The 24,323-nt window shown below is 47.3% G+C and carries 20 protein-coding genes; 14 read left to right on the forward strand and 6 right to left on the reverse strand.

The window, feature by feature from the left end; all coding sequences use genetic code 11:
• Positions 1 to 52 precede the first annotated feature (52 nt).
• Together L1D31_RS19555 and ggt are read left to right on the forward strand one after the other, a co-directional pair.
• Positions 53 to 721, forward strand: a complete 669-nt coding sequence (locus L1D31_RS19555; protein ID WP_038514407.1) for a LysE family translocator — start codon at positions 53 to 55, stop codon at positions 719 to 721.
• Positions 722 to 816: 95 nt separating this feature from the next.
• A complete protein-coding gene (gene ggt, locus L1D31_RS19560; RefSeq protein ID WP_239838695.1) occupies positions 817 to 2,565 on the forward strand; it encodes a gamma-glutamyltransferase in 1,749 nt (582 codons plus the stop codon).
• A 720-nt stretch (positions 2,566 to 3,285) separates the two neighbouring features.
• Here ggt and uvrD read toward each other — a convergent pair.
• Positions 3,286 to 5,460: a DNA helicase II gene (gene uvrD, locus L1D31_RS19565; protein ID WP_239838773.1), complete on the reverse strand. Its 2,175-nt coding sequence runs from the start codon at positions 5,458 to 5,460 to the stop codon at positions 3,286 to 3,288.
• On the opposite strand from uvrD, the gene L1D31_RS22625 reads away from it, so the two are divergent.
• From L1D31_RS22625 to L1D31_RS19585, 5 genes are all read left to right on the forward strand, one after another.
• Positions 5,459 to 5,593 carry a hypothetical protein gene (locus L1D31_RS22625; protein ID WP_275666183.1) on the forward strand — a complete coding sequence of 45 codons (135 nt, stop codon included), beginning with the start codon at positions 5,459 to 5,461 and terminating at the stop codon, positions 5,591 to 5,593. The genes uvrD and L1D31_RS22625 overlap by 2 nt on opposite strands.
• Before the next feature lie 175 nt (positions 5,594 to 5,768).
• A complete protein-coding gene (locus L1D31_RS19570; RefSeq protein ID WP_006957632.1) occupies positions 5,769 to 6,029 on the forward strand; it encodes a DUF2282 domain-containing protein in 261 nt (86 codons plus the stop codon).
• Positions 6,030 to 6,100: 71 nt separating this feature from the next.
• A complete protein-coding gene (locus L1D31_RS19575; protein WP_239838696.1) occupies positions 6,101 to 6,961 on the forward strand; it encodes a DUF692 domain-containing protein in 861 nt (286 codons plus the stop codon).
• Complete coding sequence (locus L1D31_RS19580; protein ID WP_239838697.1) at positions 6,958 to 7,719, forward strand: DNA-binding domain-containing protein; 762 nt, start codon at positions 6,958 to 6,960, stop codon at positions 7,717 to 7,719. Before L1D31_RS19575 ends, L1D31_RS19580 begins: the two co-directional genes overlap by 4 nt.
• Positions 7,720 to 7,736: 17 nt before the next feature.
• Positions 7,737 to 8,192, forward strand: coding sequence for a DoxX family protein (locus tag L1D31_RS19585; protein ID WP_239838698.1), 456 nt, complete (start codon positions 7,737 to 7,739; stop codon positions 8,190 to 8,192).
• 58 nt (positions 8,193 to 8,250) lie between these two features.
• Here the strand turns inward: L1D31_RS19585 and prlC are convergent, their stop codons facing one another.
• Positions 8,251 to 10,293, reverse strand: a complete 2,043-nt coding sequence (gene prlC / locus L1D31_RS19590) for an oligopeptidase A (protein WP_239838699.1) — start codon at positions 10,291 to 10,293, stop codon at positions 8,251 to 8,253.
• 160 nt (positions 10,294 to 10,453) lie between these two features.
• Here prlC and L1D31_RS19595 point away from each other — a divergent pair, with 160 nt between their 5' ends.
• Both L1D31_RS19595 and gorA read left to right on the forward strand, forming a co-directional pair.
• The gene (locus L1D31_RS19595; RefSeq protein WP_239838700.1) at positions 10,454 to 11,293 is read left to right on the forward strand and encodes a 23S rRNA (adenine(2030)-N(6))-methyltransferase RlmJ; all 840 of its coding nucleotides are present in this window, start codon (positions 10,454 to 10,456) and stop codon (positions 11,291 to 11,293) included.
• Positions 11,294 to 11,466: 173 nt separating this feature from the next.
• Positions 11,467 to 12,822, forward strand: coding sequence for a glutathione-disulfide reductase (gene gorA, locus L1D31_RS19600; protein WP_239838701.1), 1,356 nt, complete (start codon positions 11,467 to 11,469; stop codon positions 12,820 to 12,822).
• 306 nt (positions 12,823 to 13,128) lie between these two features.
• On the opposite strand, the gene L1D31_RS19605 is transcribed toward gorA, so the two are convergent.
• Positions 13,129 to 14,031 carry a LysR family transcriptional regulator gene (locus L1D31_RS19605; protein ID WP_239838702.1) on the reverse strand — a complete coding sequence of 301 codons (903 nt, stop codon included), beginning with the start codon at positions 14,029 to 14,031 and terminating at the stop codon, positions 13,129 to 13,131.
• 108 nt (positions 14,032 to 14,139) lie between these two features.
• Here L1D31_RS19605 and budA point away from each other — a divergent pair, with 108 nt between their 5' ends.
• Genes budA through L1D31_RS19620 form a run of 3 tightly spaced genes read left to right on the forward strand, consistent with a single transcriptional unit; the run spans position 14,140 to position 17,418 of the window.
• Positions 14,140 to 14,925 (forward strand): acetolactate decarboxylase, encoded by a 786-nt coding sequence (budA, locus tag L1D31_RS19610; RefSeq protein ID WP_239838703.1) that lies wholly within the window; start codon positions 14,140 to 14,142, stop codon positions 14,923 to 14,925.
• A 31-nt stretch (positions 14,926 to 14,956) separates the two neighbouring features.
• On the forward strand, positions 14,957 to 16,663 hold the full coding sequence (gene alsS, locus L1D31_RS19615) for an acetolactate synthase AlsS (protein WP_239838704.1): 1,707 nt from the start codon (positions 14,957 to 14,959) through the stop codon (positions 16,661 to 16,663).
• Positions 16,660 to 17,418 (forward strand): SDR family oxidoreductase, encoded by a 759-nt coding sequence (locus L1D31_RS19620; protein ID WP_239838705.1) that lies wholly within the window; start codon positions 16,660 to 16,662, stop codon positions 17,416 to 17,418. Before alsS ends, L1D31_RS19620 begins: the two co-directional genes overlap by 4 nt.
• 29 nt (positions 17,419 to 17,447) lie before the next feature.
• Here L1D31_RS19620 and L1D31_RS19625 read toward each other — a convergent pair whose 3' ends face one another.
• Positions 17,448 to 19,310: a fructose-specific PTS transporter subunit EIIC gene (locus L1D31_RS19625; RefSeq protein ID WP_239838706.1), complete on the reverse strand. Its 1,863-nt coding sequence runs from the start codon at positions 19,308 to 19,310 to the stop codon at positions 17,448 to 17,450.
• Positions 19,311 to 19,508: 198 nt separating this feature from the next.
• On the opposite strand from L1D31_RS19625, the gene L1D31_RS19630 reads away from it, so the two are divergent.
• A complete protein-coding gene (locus L1D31_RS19630; protein WP_239838707.1) occupies positions 19,509 to 19,811 on the forward strand; it encodes a PTS fructose transporter subunit IIB in 303 nt (100 codons plus the stop codon).
• A gap of 8 nt (positions 19,812 to 19,819) precedes the next feature.
• Positions 19,820 to 20,596, forward strand: coding sequence for a PTS sugar transporter subunit IIA (locus L1D31_RS19635; RefSeq protein ID WP_239838708.1), 777 nt, complete (start codon positions 19,820 to 19,822; stop codon positions 20,594 to 20,596).
• A gap of 6 nt (positions 20,597 to 20,602) precedes the next feature.
• On the opposite strand, the gene L1D31_RS19640 is transcribed toward L1D31_RS19635, so the two are convergent.
• Positions 20,603 to 21,445, reverse strand: coding sequence for an AraC family transcriptional regulator (locus L1D31_RS19640; RefSeq protein ID WP_239838709.1), 843 nt, complete (start codon positions 21,443 to 21,445; stop codon positions 20,603 to 20,605).
• Between the two features lie 362 nt (positions 21,446 to 21,807).
• Positions 21,808 to 24,261, reverse strand: a complete 2,454-nt coding sequence (locus L1D31_RS19645) for a GH92 family glycosyl hydrolase (RefSeq protein ID WP_239838710.1) — start codon at positions 24,259 to 24,261, stop codon at positions 21,808 to 21,810.
• Between the last annotated feature and the right edge of the window lie 62 nt (positions 24,262 to 24,323).

Here is a 24,323-nt window from a genome sequence, read left to right on the forward strand (position 1 = left end):
TGTGCTTTCGAACAGGGCACAATCCGGTCATCAATTATTAAAGAGCCTTACCATGAACGAACTGACCATTCTTGCCACGTTAGCCACTGTACACTTTATCGCTTTAATGAGCCCTGGGCCGGATTTCGCGCTCGTGGTACAAAACGCAACACGTTATGGCCGCCAGACGGGCTTATACATTGCGCTTGGCTTGTCGTTTGGCATTCTGCTTCACTCTGTACTGAGCCTAACGGGCGTCAGCTACCTTGTTCACCAGCAGCCGACTTTATTTGCGGTGCTGCAACTCGCTGGCGGTAGTTACTTATTCTACCTAGGCTACGGCGCACTCAAGGCCAGTTGGTCAACACTACGTAATAACAAGCAAAACGACGAGCCGCCTGCTCAAACCAGCTTATTACTAAGCAACAAGCGTCAAGCATTCTCGCGCGGCTTTGCCACTAACATCCTCAACCCAAAGGCGTTGGTGTTCTTTGTCAGCCTGATGTCGAGCTTAGTGCCAGCCAGTATGTCATTAACCGGTAAAGGAATGGCGTTGGTTATTCTTTGGGGGCTGTCTTTACTGTGGTTCTCATTTCTTGCTTGGGCCTTATCAACTCAACGTATGCAGCGAAAAATTCATTCTCTGGCCGTATATATCGATAGCCTTTGTGGCGTCCTATTCACCCTTATCGGCCTGAGCATTTTGTGGCAATCCCTGTCTGCCCTGCTCTCAAGTGTCTAAAATTTGATTCAAGATTACATTTTCATAACAAATCCTTAGACTCAAAGTTACTCCACTGTCACTCTTGTCGCTGCATAAATAACAAGGAGAACAAGATGCAGTGGAAACGTACTTTCCTAACGACGTGCCTATTATTAACGTCCGTTGGTGCTGCCGCGAATCAGGCTGCCGATTCAGTTGCCCCAGAACACAGTAGTGGCTTAGAACAAAAGCAACTGGTTAAGGCCAAAGACTGGATGGTCACCGCCGCCAACCCGCTAGCGACACAAGCGGGCGCTGATATCCTCAAGCAAGGCGGTAACGCTATCGATGCTATGGTCACCACTCAGCTCATGCTGGGTCTGGTTGAACCGCAGTCCTCAGGGATTGGTGGCGGCGCGTTCTTGGTTTACTGGGATGCTAAAAAGCAGCAGTTAACCACTTATGATGGCCGTGAAACCGCGCCTCTAGCCGCAACCCCTCGCCTTTTCCAAGATAAGAATGGCGAACCAATGCAGTTTTACGACGCCGTCGTGGGTGGCCGTTCTGTTGGTACACCAGGTACCGTAAAACTGATGTGGGATACTCATCAGAAATACGGCAAGCTTGCATGGAAAAAGCTAATTGATCCTGTGGTCGAAATCGCTAAGAACGGTTTTACTATCAGCCCTCGTCTAGCAACCTTAATTGAGAAAGATGCAGAGCGCCTGTCGCGTTTCCCTGCCACAAAAGCCTATTTCTTTAATAGTGATGGCTCTGCCAAACAGCAAGGCATATTACTTAAGAACCCTGAATATGCAGCGACACTCGAAGCCATCGCCAAAGGTGGTGCGGAGGCCTTTTATCAGGGCAAGATTGCAAGCGATATTATCAACACCGTTCAGTCAGCCGCTGGCAACCCGGGCGTACTGGCACAAGCTGATTTTGATGCTTACCAAATCAAACAGCGTCAACCTGTCTGTTCCACTTATCAAAGCTACGACATCTGTGGAATGGGTCCACCAAGTTCTGGCGCCCTTACCGTGGGTCAGATTCTGGCGATGACAGAGCAGTTTGATCTCAAAAACTGGGGCCCTGATAACGCTAAATCCTGGCAAGTTATCGCCGATGCTTCACGCTTAGCCTTTGCAGATCGTGGCATGTACATGGCCGATGAAGATTTTGTCCCTATGCCAACTCAAGGTTTGATCAACTCAGACTACCTTAAGCAGCGCGCGAAACTGATCACTCCGGGGAAAGCACTGGAGTCAGCACCAGCGGGCACACCACCTTGGAACTACGCTCAGCACCAAAGCCGTGATGAGTCCATCGAACTGCCATCTACCAGCCACTTCAATGTGGTTGATAAAGAGGGCAACGTGGTGTCGATCACCACCACAATTGAGAACGCGTTTGGTTCACGCTTGATGACCAATGGGTTCCTGCTCAACAACGAGCTGACCGACTTCTCGTTCCGTACCCACAAAGATGGCTACCCTATCGCAAACCGCTTAGAGCCGGGCAAACGCCCTCGCTCCTCAATGGCACCGACCATCATCATGCAAGACGACAAACCTTATATGGCGATCGGTTCTCCGGGTGGCAGCCGCATTATTGGCTATGTTGCCCAAGCGATCATTGCTCACACGCAATGGGATATGGATATTCAACAAGCCATCAACCAACCACACTTACTGAATCGCTTCGGTACATTAGATATTGAGCAAGGTACAGAGGCAGAAAAATTCAAATCGGAGCTGGAGAAAATGGGCTTCGAAGTGAATATTCGTGACTTGAATTCTGGCTTACACGCGATTCTATTCAAAAATAATGAATTAGAAGGCGCCGCGGACCCAAGACGCGAAGGTGCCGCTATCGGCCAATAGCGTCGATCTGCTCACCAGCTTGTGCGAGATCTCTTACAGGCTGGTGAGCAAAAATAGCTTTTTTAGTGAGAAGATTACAACTTATTATGCGTATGTCATTGTAATAAAAGAAGACGTTCTAATTTTAACCAAACTTTTATTCAATAAGTCAAAATCTGTGCTATTGCTGAAAACCGTCAAAAACGTAATATTAAACCTGTCGGAAGGATGCTGACACGGAACAGGAATTACCACGGATTTGGTAATCTTCAGGAAGAAGATACGGTTGCTCAGGATGAACAATCGGCAAGGATAACGAATAGGACATTGAACGGACTCAATAGTAACTAGGATGGTTGCTACTAAGGATGGGAAATGGACACCTCTGGACGAGGAAAGGACTTATCATCAGGATGATGAAAAGGACACCGCTCAAGGAACAAGCGAAGTGAGCTAACGAGGATTGTTAGCAGACCAGGATAGGGTCAAGGACACCGCTAGGATGGCGATGAATGGACTAAGCTGAAGGACGTCAGCATACTATCAAGGATTTGATGCATGGAGCACTTCTAGTAGCCGGATTGCTGCGAGTAAGACTATAACCCCGATGGGCGCAAGCCCTCGGGGTTTTTCTTTATCTATTTTTCTTCAGTTTTTGCCCCTGAACATTGGCTTCCTATGCACAGGAGCAGGCTCGATGTAGTCGAGTCAAAGAGCCATCCTCTGAAACATCTCTCTAATCTACATCTTTTCCAGTTTGGCATAAGCCGTCACCAGCCACTTAATGCCTTCACCATTAAAAGCGACTTGAACTCGGCTCTGTGGACCGCTACCTTCAAAATTGATGATCGTCCCTTCACCAAACTTAGGATGCATCACTCTTGCGCCTAGGCTGAAGCCCGTTTCATTGAAGCTCTCTTTGACCACAGTCTGGCTAAAGCGCCCCGAACTTGCCGGGCGACTGACTTGCGCTTTCATACGCACTTCATCTAAGCAGCCTTCTGGCAATTCGCGAATAAAGCGCGATGGTTTATGGTATTTGTCCTGACCGTATAAGCGACGCATCTCTGCGTAAGTGATGTAGAGTTTCTCCATCGCCCGTGTCATCCCCACGTAGCAAAGTCGACGTTCCTCTTCTAAACGCCCGGCTTCTTCAGCGGACATCTGGCTTGGGAACATGCCCTCTTCGACGCCGACCATAAACACCAATGGGAACTCTAGACCTTTCGCGCTGTGCAAGGTCATCAATTGCACCGCATCGTCGAATTCATCGGCCTGACCTTCACCCGCCTCTAGCGCAGCATGGGTCAGGAATGCCGTAAGCAAGGTCATCTCTTCCGCTTCTTCCGGTTTTTCAAACTGACGCGTTGCCGTTACCAGCTCTTCCAAGTTCTCAATGCGTGCTTTGGACTTCTCACCTTTTTCCTGCTCGTACATGGCAAACAAACCAGAGTACTTGATCACGTGGTCGGTCTGTTCATGCAGTGACATTTCACAGGTATCATCTTCCAATGCATTAACCAGCTCAACAAAACGGCCCAAAGCACCCGCCGCTCGGCCCGCCAAGACTTTTTCATCCAACAAAGCAACACTGGCTTCCCACATAGTGCAGCCACGATCACGAGCCGCGAAACGAATCGTCTCTAGGGTTTTATCCCCGAGACCACGTGTTGGCGTATTAACCACACGCTCAAACGCCGCGTCATCATTGCGGTTCGCCATCAAGCGTAGATAGCTCAGCGCATCTTTGATCTCCTGACGCTCGAAGAATCGCATGCCACCGTAAATACGATATGGCAAGCCGGCCTGAATTAACGCTTCTTCCAGTACACGAGACTGGGCGTTGTTACGATAAAGCATGGCAGCATCATTCAGTGCACCACCTTTTTCCTGCCATTCTTTAACTTTGTTGACTGTGAAGCGTGCTTCATCCAATTCATTGTAAGCAGAGTAAACCGAGATGGGCTCACCTTCGACACCATCAGTCCATAGCTCTTTACCCATACGCTCTGTGTTATTGGCAATCAGAGTGTTGGAAGCTTCCAGAATAGTTTTGGTCGAGCGGTAGTTTTGCTCCAGACGAATGGTATTTACACTTGGGAACTCGCGGGTGAACTTCTCAATGTTTTCAATCTTAGCGCCACGCCAACCATATATAGACTGGTCATCGTCTCCGACAATCATCACGTGTGACTCTGGACCAGCCATCATTCGCAGCCAGGCGTACTGAATGTTGTTGGTATCCTGAAACTCATCCACCAAGATATGTTTAAAGCGTGCCTGATAGTGCTCGCGGATAAACTTGTTATCACGCAACAACTCATGAGCACGTAGAAGAATTTCAGCGAAGTCGACCAAACCCGCACGGTCACACGCTTCCTGATAAGCCGTATAGAGCTGCAGATAGGTTTTGGTCACAGGGTCGTGGTAAGCATCAATATGATTTGGACGCAGGCCTTCGTCTTTCTTGCCGTTGATCCACCAGCTCACCTGGCGCGCTGGCCACTGCTTTTCATCCAGATTTTGCGCTTTGATGAGACGGCGCAACAGCCTTTGCTGATCATCGCTATCGATGATCTGAAAATCTTCCGGTAACTTGGCATCAAGGTAATGCGCACGCAGAATGCGATGACAGATACCATGGAAGGTACCGTTCCACATCCCAGAAGCGCTGCCCATCATCAGCTCTTCAATACGGCCTCGCATTTCCGCTGCGGCTTTATTGGTAAACGTCACCGACATAATGGAAAAAGGAGATGTCTGCTCCACCGACATCAGCCAAGCGATACGGTGCACCAGCACCCGGGTTTTACCACTCCCCGCGCCCGCTAGGACAAGTAAATTTTCAAGTGGAGCGGCAACAGCTTCACGCTGCTTATCGTTAAGGCCGTCAAGAAGTAATGAAGGATCCATTATGAGTTCAGCTACTGGTTATCTATACATGAAAATCGATTATAACCTAAACACCCTGCCTATTTCAGAAGAAAAAACACAAATTTTTTATGTTGCATTTCCTTTAAAAAACATAACCTTAAATATACAAAAGTAATAAGAGAGTGTTTTTTTATTATTTTTCTGAAAGTTTATTTGCGCTTTTTCTATCCTTTTAATTAAGCAAGTTGATGAATTAGCTTGTGAAAAATACCCAAGTGACCTCTAAAGAACCGCTTTGACGGAGATTACTTGGGTATTCACTAAGAAAGGAAAAGTCTGAGGAAATTACTATGAAAAAGTCTAATCTTGCTGTTACTGCTGCTGTTACTGGTCTACTAGCTCTAGGTGGCACAATGCTCACTGCAGCACCGGCTGTTGCTGCAGAGAAAGAGAAATGCTACGGCGTTTCAAAAGCAGGTAAAAATGATTGTGCAACCAAAACCAGTTCTTGTGCAGGTACTGCAAAAGAAGATAACCAGAAAGATGCCTTCGTAGTCGTTCCTAAAGGACTATGTGGCAAGCTAGCTGGCGGTAGCACTCAGTCTTCTTAATAGATTGGATAAGGCGACCTAGGCTCAACCCGGTCGCCTTTATTTTTGTTTTACTCGCATAGGAAGAGTTCGTGAATAAGGACAACTACCACGACCAGGTGGGTGTAGGACTGCGCTCTCCTCATATCGATTATTTCACTGACAATAAGCCCGCCTTATCTTGGCTGGAGATCCACAGTGAAAACTACTTTCAGCCCTACTCACCAGCTAGACAAAGCCTGCGCAAACTGATGGATGACTACCAGATCAGCTGTCACGGTATTGGTTTATCGCTGGGCAGCGTTGAAAGAGTCAATCCCAAGCACCTTAAACAACTCAAATCGCTCATTGATGAGGTCAACCCATTTTTGGTCTCCGATCATCTCAGCTGGAGTGAAAATGGTGGCCACTATTTCAATGATCTTCTGCCACTGCCTTATACAGAAGAAGCCTTGGAAGTGTTTTGCCGCAATGTCATCGAAGTTCAGGATTATATTCAGCGCCCAATGCTGATAGAAAACCCTTCGAGCTATGTGAGATTTGCTCACTCTACGATTGCCGAGTGGGAATTTCTGGCTGAAGTACAAAAGCGCACCGACTGCCGACTACTGCTTGATCTCAACAATATTCACGTTTCCGCCTTTAACCACGATTTCGATAGCCAGACCTACATCAACGCGATTCCAGCCGATAAAGTCGATGAAATTCATTTGGCAGGCTTTACGATTAAGAAACTGGAAAAAGGTGAAATCTGGATTGATACCCACAGTCAGCCTGTTTCTGATGAAGTGTGGACGCTATACGAACAATGGCTGGCGACTCACGGCCCGCGCCATACGCTGATTGAATGGGATCTGGATATTCCTCAGCCTGACATGTTACTGGCAGAATGCCATAAAGCCAGTGAAAGGCTGATTCAGTTTGACGCGTTGCAGGGGAGAGAGGCGTCATGACTCAATCTCTAGCAGAACTACAGAAAAATTTCGCCAGTGCTCTGCACTATCAGGCGACGGGTGATATCTGTGATATCTGCTCTGATACCTTCAGTGCCGACGAACGAATGCAGATTTACCGCAACAACTTCATCATCAGCTTAAGTGAAGTACTTCAGGCGACTTACCCTATGGTGCTGACGCTGGTGGGTGAAGAGTGCTTTGAACAATTAGCTCGTCAGCATGTGCTCAACCACCCTCTTCGCTCTGGTGACGTGACTTACTATGGTGAACATTTCGCGACTACCATTGAAGCTTTCTCTGCCGTGGTTGAAGCGGCGCCTTATGCTGCAGATGTGGCACGTTTTGAATGGCAAATCGACATCTCTCAACAGCTTCAATGGGGTTTCAAAACACCAGAGGATATTTTGCCAATTGCTCGCCTAGCGGAAGTCGCAGAACAGCAGCAGCCTTGCATCCATTTTCATCTTTCGCCCGGCACTTTACCTTTTCATTCGCCCTACGCGGTGTACTCGCTGCGTCTGGCCATTGAGAATAATGATTTCGAACAGCTGACGCTCAATCAGGCTGAATATGGCGTGATCATCAGTCAACCCGACGGTCAATGTTGGACTATGTCACTCGAACAGCTGCCTTTTGAACTGCTTCAGTATCTCAGCTCAGGTTACACGCTAGGGGAAATCCCGGAAACACACCTGCCTTATCTGGGAGTACTACTGGAGAACCAGTTAATTTCTGGGTTTTCTCTCGCCCAATAAGAATAAGGATTGTTACTATGTCTAACGCAATAAAAAACATGAGCGAGAGCTACGACGCCTTAGTCGATAAAGCCCAATGTGTCTTTGTGCCTCTGCTGCTACTGTTTTGTCGACTCTGGGTTGCTTGGGTCTTTTTCAATTCTGGCCTGACCAAAATTGCCTCTTGGGACAGTACTTTGTACCTATTTGAGTACGAATATCAGGTGCCGATTTTACCTTGGCAATTAGCGGCTTACATGGGTACCGCCGCCGAGCTTATTCTGTCTGCCTTCTTAGCATTCGGCCTGTTGACCCGCCCAATGGCGGCCATCTTGTTCGTATTCAATATCATCGCCGTCGTTTCCTACCCGCTGCTATGGGAGAAAGGCTTCTACGACCATCAGCTTTGGGGTCTGATGATTCTCAACGTCATAGTCTGGGGACCGGGCTTGGTTTCTCTGGATAAGCTAATTAAGAGTAAGTTACAAGGCTAAACCCCATACGAAAATGCCCTCCTAGTTGGAGGGCATTTTTAGTTTCAAAGCTCAGTGCTTAAGCACGAATTCCTGAATGACGCAGCAAAGCATCGATTTGCGGCTCACGGCCACGGAATCGCTTGAATAGCTCCATTGGCTCTTCACTACCACCCATTTCAAGAATGTTGTTTAGGAAGCTCTTACCGGTATCGGTATTAAAGATGCCTTCTTCTTCAAAGCGTGAGAAAGCATCTGAAGAAAGCACTTCTGCCCACAGGTAGCTGTAATAGCCTGCACTGTAGCCACCGGCAAAAATATGGCTAAAGCTGTGTGAGAATCGATTCCACTCTAGGCTTGGCAAGACTGCGACCTTAGATTTGACCTCAGCCAAGGTTTCTAGCACGCGAGGCCCCATTTCAGGGTCAAATTCGGTGTGCAGCGTGAAATCAAATAAACCGAATTCTAGCTGACGAAGAATAAACATCGCCGACTGGAAATTCTTCGCTGCCAACATCTTATCCAACATCGATTTTGGTAATGGCTCCCCCGTTTCAAAGTGACCGGAGATAAACGCCAGTGCCTCTTCCTCCCAACACCAGTTCTCTAGGAACTGACTTGGCAGTTCGACCGCATCCCATGGCACGCCATTAATACCTGAGACAGCCCCGGTATCGACCTGAGTCAGCATGTGGTGAATACCGTGGCCAAATTCGTGGAATAAAGTCACCACTTCATCGTGAGTAAACAGCGCAGGCTTGTCGCCAACCGGTTTGTTGAAGTTACAGGTCAGATACGCCACTGGCGATTGCAGCTCACCTTTCGCATTGATACGACGCACACGGCATTCGTCCATCCATGCACCGCCTCGCTTGTGTTCACGCGCATACAGGTCAAGGTAGAAGCTGCCACGAAGCTGATCGTTAGCATCAAAAATATCAAAGAATCGCACTGACTCATGCCAAACATCAACTCCCTCTCGCTCTTTGACACTCATACCAAATACGCGGTTTAGAACTTCAAACAAGCCACTTACCGCTCTTTGTTCTGGGAAGTAAGGGCGTAGCTCTTCGTCAGAAATCTGGAACAAATGCTGCTTCTGCTTTTCACTGTAGTAAGCAATGTCCCAAAGGTTGAGTTCTTCTACACCAAACTCGCTCTTAGCAAACTGGCGTAACTCTTCAACTTCACGCTCGCCTTGCGGCTTTGCTTTGCTGGCAAGATCATTGAGGAAACCCAAGACTTGCGATGGCGTTTCGGCCATCTTGGTCGCCAGAGACTTCTCACTGTAAGTATTGAAGCCCAGCATACGGGCAATTTCATAACGCAGCTTCAGCTGCTCGTTAATGATTTCACTGTTGTCCCACTCTCCTGCGTTAGGGCCACGATCTGAGGCGCGGGTGACGTAAGCTTCATACAGCTCTTTACGTAATTCCTGATTGTCACAGTAAGTCATCACCGGAAGATAAGACGGGATATCCAGCGTTAGCAGGTAACCATCCAGCTCTTTGGACTCTGCCGCCGCTTTGGCTGCTGCCAGAGCAGATTCCGGCATACCTGCCAATTGTTTTTCATCTTCAACGTGTTTGGTCCAACCCATAGTCGCATCCAACACATTGTTGGAGAACTTAGAACCCAGCTCAGACATACGCTTGCTGATTTCACCGTAACGGTGCTGCTCGTCGGCTAGCAAACCGATGCCTGACAACTCGAAATCACGTAGGGAATCTGTGATGGTTTTCTGCTGTGCCTGAGTCAATCCAGCGAATGCCTTGCTCGCTTTAATCGCTTTGTAAGCTTCAAATAAACCTTTGTGCTGACCAACCCAAGTGCCGTATTCAGACAGTAGCGGCAAACAACTCTCGTACGCTTCACGCAGCTCATCGCTATTCATCACCGAATTCATATGACTCACGGGTGACCAAATGCGGCTGAGACGATCATCCACTTCTTCAATTGGCGCAACGATATTTTCCCAACTTGGGTCGCTGTTTCCTTCTAATACCTGTTCGATTTTTGCACGGCAATCTGCTATCGCCTGCTCAACGGCTGGTTTCACATGTTCAGGTTTGATTTCAGAAAACGGGGGCAAATCGGTAAAGCTAAGAAGAGGATTAGACATAAAGATTCCTTTTATTGGCAAAGCGAACTGACGGGTTCGTCTTGGTTATTGCTAGTTCGTCTTAAATAGTAAATATAGGTAGGTTCAGCAATTTTCAATAGTGGCGTATACTATCAGCCATTAAATTACCCAGTGCGGTCACCCGTTAGAGAGTGTCAATTTGTTAAGTTATCGCCACAGTTTCCACGCAGGCAACCATGCTGACGTGGTTAAGCATATTGTTCAAAGCCTTATCCTTAATGCGCTCAAGCAAAAAGATAAACCATTTGTTTACCATGATACCCACTCAGGAGTGGGTCGCTATGACTTAACCCACGAATGGTCAGAAAAGACAGGTGAATACAAGCATGGTATCGCACGTGTCTGGCAACAAACTGAGATTCCAGAAGATATCCAAAGCTACCTTGAATCTATCAAGGCACTGAATAACGGTGACAAACTGCGTTACTACCCTGGTTCACCGCGAGTGGCTCGCGCGCACCTGCGCCCACAAGACCGCATGGTCTTGACGGAGCTTCACCCAAGTGATTACCCGTTGCTGGAGCAAGAGTTTCATCGCGACCGTCAGGTCAGTATTTATAAGGAAGATGGCTTCAAGCGCCTCAAGGCAAGCTTACCGCCACAGGAGCGTCGTGGGCTGGTACTGATTGACCCGCCTTACGAACTGGCGAAGGAATACCGTGATGTCGTCCAAGCGATTTATCAGAGCCATAAACGCTGGGCCACGGGCATCTATGCTATCTGGTATCCGGTCGTTAATCGCTGCGACATTGAAGACATGATTGAAGGTCTTGAAGGCCTTGGCGTCCGTAAGATCTTACAAATTGAGCTGGGTGTCGCGGCAGACAGCAATGCGCACGGAATGACCGCATCAGGCATGATTGTGATTAATCCGCCATGGAAGCTGGAGAGCCAAATGAAGGCCATTCTGCCTTTCCTCAAAGAAGCCATCGCGCCTGCAACCGGTCATTTCAAAGTAGACTGGATCGTACCGGAATAACGGACACTCGCGCTCAGATACAGCGTAGGCGGAAGAAAAATTAAACAGGATAGATTGAGTTCAACCGATCTATCCTCCATATCAAAGACAATAAATTAAAACTCGCAGGGAGTTTGTCGCTGGGCAGCTCATATCGCACAGCAGCTTCATCCCGCAAATAATTGGAGAAAGTAATGGCGACTCATTTTGACTATATCTGTATCGGTGGCGGTAGTGGTGGTATTGCTTCAGCAAACCGAGCAGCGATGTATGGTGCTAAAGTTGCGTTGATTGAAGCTCAGGATCTAGGCGGTACGTGTGTCAACGTTGGTTGTGTTCCGAAGAAAGTCATGTGGCATGGTGCGCAGGTGGCCGAAGCGATGAACCTATACGCTGAAGACTACGGCTTTGATGTTGATGTGAAAGGCTTCGACTGGAGCAAACTGGTTGAAAGTCGTCAAGCTTACATCGGTCGCATTCACCAATCTTACGATCGCGTACTTGGCAACAACAAAGTTAATGTTATTAAAGGCTTCGCTAAGTTTGTTGACGAGAAAACGGTAGAAGTGAACGGCGAGCACTACACCGCTGATCACATCCTAATCGCTGTAGGTGGTCGCCCGACGATTCCTAACATCCCAGGTGCAGAGCACGGCATCGACTCAAACGGTTTCTTCGAGCTGAGCGAGCAACCAAAACGCGTAGCAGTTATTGGCGCGGGTTACATCGCCGTTGAAATTGCTGGCGTACTAAGCGCTCTTGGCACAGAAACTCACCTGTTCTGCCGTAAAGAATCACCACTGCGTAGCTTTGATCCGATGATCATTGAGACGCTGGTTGAAGTGATGGAAGCGGAAGGCCCAACACTGCACACTCACTCAGTACCAAAAGAAGTGGTTAAGGAAGCCGATGGCAGCCTAACGCTTCACCTAGAGAACGGCAATACTCAAAACGTCGATACGCTGATCTGGGCGATTGGTCGTCATCCGGCAACCGATGCTATCAACCTAGCCTCAACAGGTGTTGAAACCAATGACCGTGGTTACATCAAAGTCGATGAATACCAGCAGACCAACGTGCCTAGTATCTACTGTGTCGGTGACATCATGGAAGGCGGTATTGAGCTAACGCCAGTGGCCGTTAAAGCGGGTCGTCAGCTATCTGAGCGTCTGTTTAACAACAAACCAGAAGCCAAGATGGACTACAACCTAGTGCCAACGGTGGTATTCAGCCACCCGCCAATCGGCACTATCGGCCTAACAACCCAAGAAGCCGAAGAGAAGTACGGTAAAGACAACGTTAAAATCTACACGTCTGGCTTTACCGCAATGTACACAGCGGTTACTAAGCATCGTCAACCATGTAAGATGAAACTAGTCTGCGCCGGTGAAGAAGAAACCGTCGTCGGCCTACACGGTATCGGCTTCACGGTCGATGAAATGATCCAAGGCTTCGGCGTAGCAATGAAGATGGGCGCAACCAAAGCCGACTTCGACTCTGTAGTGGCTATCCACCCAACAGGCTCAGAAGAGTTTGTTACCATGAGATAGTCCTAGGAAAAACATCCTACACAGGTAAATAATACTGGAAGCAGTACAGCAATCAGGCCTTGCTGTGCTGCTTTATTTTCACTACTTCAATACTCATACCGCTCCAAGCCATCACACACGAGTTTTAATCCTCTTAGCCTCCCGCTTCCGATAAGCAATGTGTCGCGAAAACCAATTGGTTTCCACACGAGTAAACCTAGGTTTCTTGGCCAATTTGGGGGATGTCAATCCAATCAAGTCATGTCTATGAACAGACAAACTGACCATTAAAAATACCGTGCATAAGTCTGATATTGAGTACATGTGTTAGGCATGCAAGCGATCATGTTTAAGGCTATTCATGCATCGAATACTGGTATTAATTAAGGGGTGATGATGATGGCTATCCCATACCAACGCGACCTGACTGACAAAAGGCATATCATTGATTTGTTGTATAACGACTGACTGATCAAGATGTTCAGTTAAAGATAACGGTACTATCGCAATGCCAAAGCCGGCTTGTGCCATGGTAATTGCGGTGCGCAATTGTGGCGCAGCATAAGGTCGAGCAATATGTACTCCCGCATTATGTAAAGCCGCCTCAATACGGTCATACAGCGCTGGACCAGCATCACGAGGGAACATTAAGACATTCTCATTGTTTAACTGGGTCAAGTCGAGTGTTGAATGAGCAACCAAACGATAGCTAACGGGAGTAACTGCCACAAGAGGATCATCAAATAAGACCTGCCGGTTAAGTGACTCACAGGCATAGCAAGGCAGGCGCATAAAAGCGAATTCCAAACACCGCTGTTTAAGCAATGTGACCAACTCGGGCATTGAGTGCTCAACAGCCACTAAATTAAGCGTCGGATATTGCTCATGTAGCCTGCGAATATTTTCTAAAACTTCACTGCTACTCGCCGTTGAAGAAGCAAGTCCGATACGTAACTCCTGTTTTTCCCCTCGCGCAATTTGCTCTAGCTTACGCTGACAACACTCCACCTCTTGTAAAATGTGCTGTGCATCATGATAAAACTCTTCACCCGCTGCGGTCAGCTCAACACCGCGAGATAAGCGCTTAAATAAAGTAACGCCTAACTCCTCTTCTAGTTTCTTGATCTGTTGACTTAACGGTGGTTGAGCGATGCCTAACTGCTCTGCTGCACGAGTAAAATGTTTCGCTTTAGCTACTGCAACGAAGTACTTCATGTAGCGAAATTCCATCATTCATCCATATATTTTTCATATCAAAATAAATCTTTTTTATATTGGATTTGTTGGGCGCCTCAAGTCAATCTAAATATACATCTTGATTCATATTTAGGTTCAATTATGCAACGTTCTATCTCTTCAGTCTGTTCTTGCACTCAGCAAATTTCAGAACAGTTTGCTCGCTATCAGCAAGGCTCAGGAGAAGGCGAGATTTATCAAACTTCACTGATGAGTGCTTTGATTGCTGGTGTTTATGAAGGGTCAACAACTATTGCTGAATTGCTTGAACACGGTGATTTTGGTTTAGGGACTTTTAATCAATTAGATGGCGAATTGATTGCTTTTGATAATCAAGTATTCCAACTGCACGCGAATGGCTCAGCACATCCTGCTCAGCTTGATCAGAAAACCCCTTTCGCGGTGTTCACTTTTTTCAAACCAGACATTGAGCTGCCAATTAATGACACGTTAACCCGTCAAGAAGTCCATCGACTTATCGATCGTCTGATTCCTAGTGACAACATCTTTTGTGCGATTCGGCTTGAAGGGAGTTTTCCACTCGTCCAAACCCGCACGGTGCCTAAACAGCAGCGTCCGTATCGGCCCATGCTCGAAGCAATAAAACAGCAACCCACGTTTCATTTTAAGCATCAATCCGGGGTGATGGCAGGATTTCGCAGTCCTAGGTACACCACTGGAATTAATGTCCCCGGCTATCACGAACATTTTATTAATCGAGCGAGAACAGGCGGAGGCCATGTTCAGGACTACCTAATTTCATCGGGTTTTCTACAAATCGGTCGTGTCTCACGTCTTGTGATTGATACACCAGTATCAAGCGATTTTCTTGATGCCAATCTAGTACCAAAAGATCTTCATGCCGCTATCGAAGCGGCTGAAAAATAACTCAACACATAGTCAGTCAAAAGGAAATGTTATGTCATCCCCTCACGCTTTGCGCAGTGGCGCGCAATTAATTGCCCAGCAGCTAGAAACCTCAGGTGTTCGGTATGTCTTTGGTATACCCGGAGCTAAAATTGATCGCTTATTTGACGCTCTGAAAGACACTAAAGTGCAACTGATTCCGGTAAGACACGAAGCCAATGGCGCGTTTATGGCAGGCATCATGGGACGTTTGACGGGTAAAGCGGGCGTGACCTTGGCGACTTCAGGTCCGGGGTGTGGGAATTTAGTCACCGGTGTTGCAACAGCCAACGCAGAGGGTGATCCGATGCTGGCTATTGGTGGCGCGGTAAAACGAACTTACCAGCAAAAACAGACTCACCAGAGCATGGACACGGTGAGCATTTTTCGCTCAGTAACCAAATACAGCGCAGAGATCCAGCATATTGACGCAGCGAGTGAAATCATGGCCAATGCGTTTCGAATTGCTGAGTCTGGACGCCAAGGTGCATGTTTTATCAGCGTTCCACAAGATGTCTTAAGTGAGCAAACGGATACAGACTTAGTTATCCCACCTAGTTTTCGCCCAAGCGGTTATGCGGATCGGGTCGCCATTGAAGAAGCCGCTCATCGGATTAATAAAGCACAGCGCTGCGTAGTACTGCTTGGCTTACATGCCAGCGATCAAGCCAACGCCTCTACGATCAGTCAATTTTTACAAAAAACGCAATTACCAGTGGTGGGGACTTATCAAGCAGCAGGGGCCGTCGATATTCACTATTATCACCATTTCGCTGGCCGAGTCGGGCTATTCAATAATCAACCGGGGGATGTGCTACTGCAAGATGCCGATTTGATTATCACCATCGGCTTTAACCCCATCGAATACGACCCAGAACTATGGAATGCTCGCCGTTGCTCAATCATTCATATTGATATTGAGCCTGCGCAGTATCAACAGCACTACCAACCCTGTCTCGAAATTGTTGGTGATATTGGTTCGACATTACAAACACTTTGTACACAGATACGCGAATGCTCCCGTTTATCGTCTACGGCAGTATCGATTCTAGAAGAAGTGGCGCAACAAAGGCATATCATCAAAAGCTCTCCGATTAAGCAGCGAGTAGCAGGTTTTCACCCGTTAAGCTTGCTCAAAACCATGCAGGCAATCATCACACCCGATACCACCTTGTGTCTCGATATGGGGAGTTTTCATATTTGGATAGCACGCTATTTAAGCTGTTTTCGCGCTCGACAGATGCTGGTCTCGAACGGTCAGCAAACGATGGGAGTGGCGCTACCTTGGGCAATTGCTGCGAGCTTATTAAAACCTGGGCATAAGGTAGTGTCAGTTTCTGGTGATGGTGGCTTTATGCAGTCGAGCATGGAGCTGGAAACCGCAGTGCGCTTAAATTGCAACATAGTTCATATTATTTGGGTCGATAATGCTTACAACATGGTGGAAATACAGGAGCAGAAAAAATATCAACGCATCTCAGGCGTAAAGTTTGGACCGATAGACTTTCAAGCTTACGCGCAGTCGTTTGGTGCTCATGGGTTTGCCGTGACACAAGCGGATCAATTAATGCCTACTCTCCGCCAAGCGATGGAAGTAGAAGGGCCAGCAGTCGTCGCGATTCCCGTCGACTACTCAGACAACTACAAACTCATGCAAGCCAGAAGCGAAGAGCAACAAGATCCTGTTTTTCAAATTAACAACGAAGGAGTTTTTCTATGAAAGGTTTAACCAACAAAGTGGCAATCATCACTGGTGCCGCGAATGGTATTGGTTTAGCTATTGCGCAACGTCTCTATGACGAAGGGGCTCAATTGATGCTAGCAGACTGGGATCAAGAGCAGTTGCTCAAAGCTTTAGAGCACTTTGATCAGTCTCGCGTGGCCGTGCAGAAAGTCGATGTCTCAGATGCTCAACAAGTGGCAGCCTTAATCCAAACTTGTGTCGAAAATTTCGGGCAACTGGATATTCTAGTCAACAATGCGGGCATTCATATTCCCGGAAATGTGCTGGAATGTAGTGTAGAAGATTGGCGTAAAATTTCGGCAGTGAATATCGATGGTGTGGTTTACTGTGCAAAATTTGCCTTACCAGAGTTACTGAAATCCCGCGGCTGCATCATCAACACAGCATCGGTGTCTGGTTTAGGCGGTGATTGGGGGGCAGCATTTTATTGTGCAACGAAAGGAGCGGTGGTGAATCTAACACGTGCAATGGCGCTGGACCATGGTTTGGACGGGGTTCGCATCAATGCCGTATGCCCAAGCTTAGTAAAAACCAATATGACTAATGGTTGGCCTGATTCAGTGCGCGACAAGTTTAATGAACGTATCCCTTTGGGGCGTGCAGCTGAACCAAAAGAAATTGCTGCGGTAGTCGCGTTTTTAGCCAGTGAGGATGCCTCGTTTATTAATGGTGTGAATTTACCCGTTGATGGTGGTGCCACCGCTTCAGACGGACAACCTAAAATCGTGTAATCTAACCAAGCTTCAGCACCAGATGCGAATTATTTTGTGTTCGCCTGTACTAACGCAGCAGCGTTAAGCATGGCGTCTTTGGTACTCACATCAATAACTCGCATCTTTTTGAAACGCTCAGGCTCTTTGATTGCAACATCATGGGCAAATATCACCAATTTAGCCTTTTCGATGTCAGCGGGAGTAATTCGGTTGATGATGCCATTTGCCCCTTGGGTTTCGACCTTAATCTTAACCCCCACAGCACCTGCTGCTTTTTCCAAAGATTTCGCCGCCAGAAAAGTATGCGCTACCCCTGACGGACATGAAGTCACCGCGAGAATATCCGCTTCGCCCTCACCTATAACGGATGAATAAGCTTGCGACTGAGCAATAAGGCTCTCACCTTCCACTACGTGTTTCTTCAAAGCAATGGCTATCAGAGCTGTTGTCAGTGAGCCTGCAACCGTGCCCACAATATAGCCAACCTTGCCATCAACGACAGGTAACACAATCCAGCCTCCCCATGGCGCATGGTTGGTCACGTGGAACATAAAACCCACCACATTTCCCACAACACCACCAGCCACAATCGCGGGGAGTACTCGAGCGGGATCGCCAGCGGCAAAAGGAATCGCACCCTCACTAATTCCGATCATCCCCATGAGACCCGCCGCCTTTCCTGCTTCTCGTTCTTCACGTTTGAATTTACTCGGTGACAGGAAGGTTGCTAATGCCATGCCTAATGGCGGGGTACATATGGCAATACCCACTCCGCCCATCAGCCAAGGCTGGGTATGGACTTGGGTTTGGGCGAACAAGGTCGCGACTTTATTGATCGGCCCTCCCATATCAAAGGCGGTCATCGCCCCTAATACCGTACCTAACATCACCTTACCAGAACCTGCCATACCAGTGAGCACGTCATTCATTACCGTCATGGCTGTGGCAATGGGTGATCCTATCAACCACATCACCGCCCCGCAGGTAACAAACGTACCAATCAACGGATAAATAAAAATGGAGCCAAGCGACATCATGCTGTCTGGCAACTGAATCTTCTTTAGTAACCAAACCACAAACCCGGCGAAAAAACCGACGACAATTGCTCCTAAAAAACCAGTATTGTAATGACTCACTGCGATCCAAGCGCCTATCATTCCAGGGGCCAAACCAGGCTTATCCGCTATAGAATAAGCGATGTAACCACCCAATACCGCTGTAAAGAGTGTAAGGCCAGCCATGCCCATCTCTGCAATATCAGCAAGAACGCCTTCCTCGGGCACACCACCATGTCCGGATAACATCACCGAAAGGGAAAGCAGCACCCCACCCGCGACTATAAACGGGATCATATGGGAGGTACCAAACAACAGGTGCTCTTTGATACGACTGAGTTTTCGAGCCCATGGGCTCACAGGCACATACTCAGAAGAACCTAATGCGCTCTCATTAGCATTGTTCTGAGTACCAGTCAGTAACTCTAGCGCCTCTGAAGCAGTATCAACCGCTTTGAGCTGCTCAACAAAACCATCTTCAATGATCTTGGTAGAAATTTGTGCCAATACTTCAATATGGTGGTGCTCGTCATTATTTGGCGATGCCAGCATAAAAAAAACATCTGATAGCTCACCGTCATCAGCACCGTAATCGATGCCTTTACGACTAATGCCCACAGCAACAGATGGCTGAACTACCGCATCGCTTTTGGCATGCGGAATGGCGATCCCCTCATCAAAGCCAGTATTGCCAATCTCCTCCCGCCGCCAAACATCAGAGAGGAACCTTTCTTTGCTCTCAAGCTTACCTGCATCATCGAGCATGCCCACAAGCTCCTTGAGCACTTCCTCTTTGGTTTCGGCCTTAAGATCTAAGCAAATGGTCTCCGGCTTTATTAGGTTGGTTATGTCCATTATTGGTACCTTGAAACGCTCCACGCGGTATATACCCTAGCGACCCCGCTTCCCTCGATATACAGGACAGAAGGTGCATTTACTGGATTAATGTAACGTGAAATTTAAACTGTGATAGTGCTCTTGTGTTTATTGATATTAAATCAATTCCCCTCCAAAGCGCTGTGATAATATCCCCCAAAAATAGGTGGATAAACTATGAAAATCGTAGCGGTGACAGCGTGCCCTACAGGCATCGCTCATACTTATATGGCAGCGGATGCTCTCATCAAAGCAGCCCCAAAGTATAACGTACAGATTAAAGTTGAAACTCAAGGCGCGATGGGGATAGAAAACCAACTCACCCCCCATGATATTGATCAAGCGGATCGCGTATTGATTGTGTCCGATATTGAGATTGAACAGCCCGGCCGTTTTGAAGGTTCCAACCAAGTTCAAATCTCAATCGAAAGTGTGTTACTTAATGTCGATAAAGTATTCCTAGTGCATTGCCGTGGCTAAGTCTGTTGATGAGCGAATACCAAATCACCTTTTTTGTCGACAATAGTAATGCCAGCGCCTACGTGAGCTTGCCCCTTAATCGGGTAGCCAAAAAGTTCAAAAGTACGTTACGTATCATCAATATCACGCAAAACCGCAGTGCTAACCTCACCAAGTCCGTTGCCATGTTGCAAGTGGGTCTTCAACATGGTGACCTTTGCCAGATAACCGCTATGGGTATTGATGCGGAGCTAGCCTGTTTTGTCATCAAAGATATCATCGCGGAACACTTTACTGTGGTTGGCTCTCATATCGACTATCAGTTTTGCAGCCAACTGGCTGAACGCATACCCCAAATATGCCCACCCTGTGAGATCCAATGGTACTACGCCAAAGCCTACACTGAGCTCAATAAGTTCGAATGCCTCAAAGGATTAGCCCAGCTCATTCATCCACTCCAAGCCGATAAGCTCGTTCTCGACCTCATTAAGCGAGAGGAGCGCTCATCCACATGTGTCACACCGGGTATCGCTCTCCCCCATGTCATGTTTGAGGATGCAGAGCACCTTGCTGTCGCTGTTATTGCCAGTGAAGCACCAATAGATTGGGCGTCCAAAATGGGCAACGTCAATCTCGCCATAGCTCTGGTTATGCCAACCAAGCCAACGCCTGAGCAAATCATGGCAGCAACCAACCTCACCCGTAATCTACTGACAGGCCAAGTCGCTGAGCGGTTGCTACTAACAAGAAGCAGTGTCGACTTACAAGCGCTACTTATGTACACCATGTCAAGGTTACTTATTTAATATCAACTAGATAGATGCGCGGTATTCTGTAGGTGTTTTACCAGTTCGATTTTTAAACACACGACAAAAGTAATTCACATCTTTAAATCCACAGCGGATAGATACCTCATTCAGCTTAAAGTTATACTTCTTCAACATGAATTTAGCGCGATCGATCCTGACCCATGTAATGTAGTCCGCGAGTGTCATGTGCCCCTGCTGGCGGAACAAACGAGAGAGGTGGTTAGAGGAGATACTGAAACGCGATGCAATACTGACACGGGTAATTGGGCGATGAAAGTTCTCTTGAATATAGATACAAATCCCCTGATACAGATCCTGAACACGATTATGGGATTTCTTCTCAACTGGAGTGTCCAGCATACTCTTTGAATACTGCAGTAGTGCCTGTAGTAAAAGCTCATCCATGGGTTTCTTGTTGCTTTCACGAGCTAAAGCACTGAGTGCCTCTAGAATGTTATCAATAGCAAAGCCGGAACGAGTTTGAATACTATGCTTTTGGATATCAAAAAAGCTTGCTTCATTTTTTCGCTTACTGACTAGGCTAAAGCCCATTTGGCGGCGACCAAATAGAATGCTTAACACAGAACAATCGGTATCCCAATCCGGCTTATTCCAGCAATTGGGAGGAATAAATATCGCGTCCCCTTGTTGAGCAACAACTTGAGTCACTTTGAGGTCATGACTCTCCATTTCATTAATATATTCCCCATTAAGAACCAATTCTAAACGGGGGAAATTAACCTGATAGCTAAATTCTGGCGGTGTGTGAAAATCCCCCGCAAACCATATGTTATGAAATGGCTCTCGCTCATTTAATACCGATGAAATTAAGTCATTAAAAATCATTAGCTACACTCTACGCATAGGGTTCTATACACAAAGCTAATTCAAGATAACCCATGTTTGAATTAGTTCTGCCTACAGGTATACACCCTACCGGTCTTTTGTACTAATGAGCCATCTCACACTTTCATTTTAAGGTTACAAAAATCCAGAAATCACACCAATCTTACAGTAAACACTACGCCACAAACTGCCTAGAACATAATAATGTTAACGATTTTATTATTTGCCTTACAGATATCTCCACCATTGGGAAAGGTTACATATATACAGTTTTCTCCCTTTAGTATTTTTACCACGGCCACTCGCCAATAAAAATGGCTTGGACAGATTGCCAAGCCATTTCCTTATATTGCTATCACAGCTTACTGAGCTTGAAGCGCCTGTAACTTATCGCCGGTCATCACAAAATGGAGTGTACCTCCGGCTTTAATTTCATCGTGCTTGAAGGTGAAGTTTTCACCCAGAGGCTGACCATTGATGGTGGCTGACTTGACGTATTTGTTATGAGGGCTGTTATTGTCCGCAATAATCTTAAATTCACCGCCTTTTACCGGAATGGTAATTTCGTCAAACAGTGGGCGGCCAATAGTGTAAGTTGGATCGGCTGGGGTCACTTGATAGAAGCCCATGGCGGACATCAGATACCAAGAACTCATTTGACCCACATCTTCGTTACCAATCAGTCCGGTCGGCTCAGTGGTGTACATCTCGGACATGATTTGGTCGAGATATTCCTGCGTCTTCCAAGGTTCATCGGTAAGCGCATACAGGTATGGGATATGGTGCGATGGCTCATTGCCATGCATGTATTGACCAATGTAGCCCGTCAAATCAGGTAATTCTTCGCCAGTATTGGATGAACTGGCATTAAAGAGCTCATCCAAATCTTCACGGAAGGCTATCTCTGGAGTAGTGTCTTTACCTCGTATTGCATCCGCATTATAGATCTCTTCTTTTAAACGCTTGTAGTCATGCATCGGCTGAAACTTCCACTGCCATGCATTGCCCTCGGTATAGGCAAACTCGTCAACGTAATAAGGGTCAAACGGCAATAACGGGCATTGCGGTTTCATTTCGCCAGAACCGCTAGGGAACTCCACCAAAACACACTCATCCAATCTTTCCTCATCCACTGGCTGATAAAACTCGAGTGGTGGTTTATTAGGTGATGTGCTGTCAGGATGGTTTTTCGCGCGTAAAAACCCCGTTCTTGGATCCCAATGGTTCAGCCAGTTTTCCGCCCGAGTTAAGAACTCGTTCTGCAGATCCGTATCACCCGCCATGCGGGCAATTTCTGACATCGCCCAGTCGCCATAAGCAAACTCTAGGGTATAAGAGGCACTGTTCCAGTAGCCGTGGTGGACAAAGCCATTATCCTCGTACGCTTGTACCTGCACCACACTTGCCGCGCCGATATTGTTATCTTCGGTCCAGTCTGGGAACTCCTCAGGTTCGTGGTAACGAACGGTGAACTCCGCGGCTTCTTTGGCAAGCTGTGGGTCGACATCCAAGCCTTTCGCCATTGCGTCCGCAATGATGGAAACGGCGGGGAAGCCAATCATGGTGCCGGTGTAATGGCTGTGCAACTCCCATTTGGGCAAAATTCCCCCATCTTGATACTTACGAATCAAGTCATTAGCAAATTCTTCGGCTCGCTCAGGATCTATGATGCTCTTTAGCGGGTGAGCGGCACGGAAGGTATCCCACATTGAGTAGACGGAATAGTTCGGTGTCTCTCCGGCATCTTTTTGAATACGGGTGCGCATCGCCGGATATTGACCGTCTACATCTTGGAAAATCATAGGGGCAATCGAGGCATGATAAAGCGCGGTGTAGAAGATTTCTTTCTGATCTTCTGAGCCACCCGAAACTATCATTCTGCTCAGCTCTTGGTGCCACGCATCGTTGGCTTTTTCACGTGCCATATCAAAAGAGACACCTTGTGCTTCGGCTTCTAAGTTCTTTTGAGCGCCTTCGACACCTGTCGGAGACAAGCCGACTTGAATTTCCAGCGGTACCGATGAAGGCGCAAAATCTAAATAGGCGATGGTTTTCGTGGCATCTATATTGTCATTTTCAACATCAATTTCAGTCTCTACGCCATCCACCATCGCCATTGCCTTGACGATTGGCTGATTGAACTTCGCATAGAAATAGACATGCTGGTTGTTCGCCCAACCATTTGAGCTACGCATACCGCGTATGGTGTAAGCGTCAATAAACTCAAGGTCGCCATTCATTGTACGGTTATCAAAATGGCCCTTGTTAAGGGTGTGGTCAAGGTCGAACTTGATACGTGGAATTGTGCCTTGTTTAAACGTGTAGCGATGAAAACCAACACGTTGCGTCGTAGTCAGCTCAGCTTGGATTTTGCCTTCGTTTAGTTCCACAGCGTAATACCCTGCTGCTGCAGTTTCGTTTTCTTTATCGAAAGTGTTGTAAACCGCATTTTCTTTCTCGGTAAAGGGCAAAATGAGGATGTCACCAAGATCGGTAATTCCGGTGCCTGAGAGATGAGTGTGAGAGAAACCGTAAACAGGAATTTCAGTCAGCTCACCATGATCAAAGTAACCCGCGGCTGATCCCCAGCCCTCCATCTCAGTATCGGGGGAAAGTTGAACCAAGCCATAAGGCACGACCGCGCCAGGAAAGGTGTGGCCATCAGCTCCGGTACCTATCATTGGGTTGACATATTGAGTCAGAGTGGTGTCTAAAACCGTGCCGGAGCCGCTGCTGTCCTCTTCAGGATTACAGCCAGCGAGCCCCAACATCACAGCGATGATTGCAGTAGAGACGAGCGTTCTTTTTAGTTTCATGTTTCTATTCCATAGTGATTAAAGTGTCTACAGAAAGAGAGGGGCTGGCTTGCCCCTCTTTT

This window comes from Vibrio sp. Isolate23, assembly GCF_022398095.1.
GTDB classification, from domain to species: domain Bacteria; phylum Pseudomonadota; class Gammaproteobacteria; order Enterobacterales; family Vibrionaceae; genus Vibrio; species Vibrio coralliilyticus_A.

What these genes read in the sequence shown, in the direction of transcription:
- L1D31_RS19555 (WP_038514407.1), top strand. Translation starts at nt 53, where the DNA reads ATGAACGAACTGACCATTCTTGCCACGTTAGCCACTGTACACTTTATC.
- L1D31_RS19645 (WP_239838710.1), bottom strand. Translation starts at nt 24,261, where the DNA reads ATGAAACTAAAAAGAACGCTCGTCTCTACTGCAATCATCGCTGTGATG.
- L1D31_RS19640 (WP_239838709.1), bottom strand. Translation starts at nt 21,445, where the DNA reads ATGATTTTTAATGACTTAATTTCATCGGTATTAAATGAGCGAGAGCCA.
- L1D31_RS19605 (WP_239838702.1), bottom strand. Translation starts at nt 14,031, where the DNA reads ATGGAATTTCGCTACATGAAGTACTTCGTTGCAGTAGCTAAAGCGAAA.
- L1D31_RS19585 (WP_239838698.1), top strand. Translation starts at nt 7,737, where the DNA reads ATGTCTAACGCAATAAAAAACATGAGCGAGAGCTACGACGCCTTAGTC.
- L1D31_RS19630 (WP_239838707.1), top strand. Translation starts at nt 19,509, where the DNA reads ATGAAAATCGTAGCGGTGACAGCGTGCCCTACAGGCATCGCTCATACT.
- L1D31_RS19570 (WP_006957632.1), top strand. Translation starts at nt 5,769, where the DNA reads ATGAAAAAGTCTAATCTTGCTGTTACTGCTGCTGTTACTGGTCTACTA.
- L1D31_RS19635 (WP_239838708.1), top strand. Translation starts at nt 19,820, where the DNA reads ATGAGCGAATACCAAATCACCTTTTTTGTCGACAATAGTAATGCCAGC.
- alsS (WP_239838704.1), top strand. Translation starts at nt 14,957, where the DNA reads ATGTCATCCCCTCACGCTTTGCGCAGTGGCGCGCAATTAATTGCCCAG.
- L1D31_RS19580 (WP_239838697.1), top strand. Translation starts at nt 6,958, where the DNA reads ATGACTCAATCTCTAGCAGAACTACAGAAAAATTTCGCCAGTGCTCTG.
- gorA (WP_239838701.1), top strand. Translation starts at nt 11,467, where the DNA reads ATGGCGACTCATTTTGACTATATCTGTATCGGTGGCGGTAGTGGTGGT.
- L1D31_RS19620 (WP_239838705.1), top strand. Translation starts at nt 16,660, where the DNA reads ATGAAAGGTTTAACCAACAAAGTGGCAATCATCACTGGTGCCGCGAAT.
- ggt (WP_239838695.1), top strand. Translation starts at nt 817, where the DNA reads ATGCAGTGGAAACGTACTTTCCTAACGACGTGCCTATTATTAACGTCC.
- budA (WP_239838703.1), top strand. Translation starts at nt 14,140, where the DNA reads ATGCAACGTTCTATCTCTTCAGTCTGTTCTTGCACTCAGCAAATTTCA.
- prlC (WP_239838699.1), bottom strand. Translation starts at nt 10,293, where the DNA reads ATGTCTAATCCTCTTCTTAGCTTTACCGATTTGCCCCCGTTTTCTGAA.
- L1D31_RS19625 (WP_239838706.1), bottom strand. Translation starts at nt 19,310, where the DNA reads ATGGACATAACCAACCTAATAAAGCCGGAGACCATTTGCTTAGATCTT.
- L1D31_RS22625 (WP_275666183.1), top strand. Translation starts at nt 5,459, where the DNA reads ATGAGTTCAGCTACTGGTTATCTATACATGAAAATCGATTATAACCTA.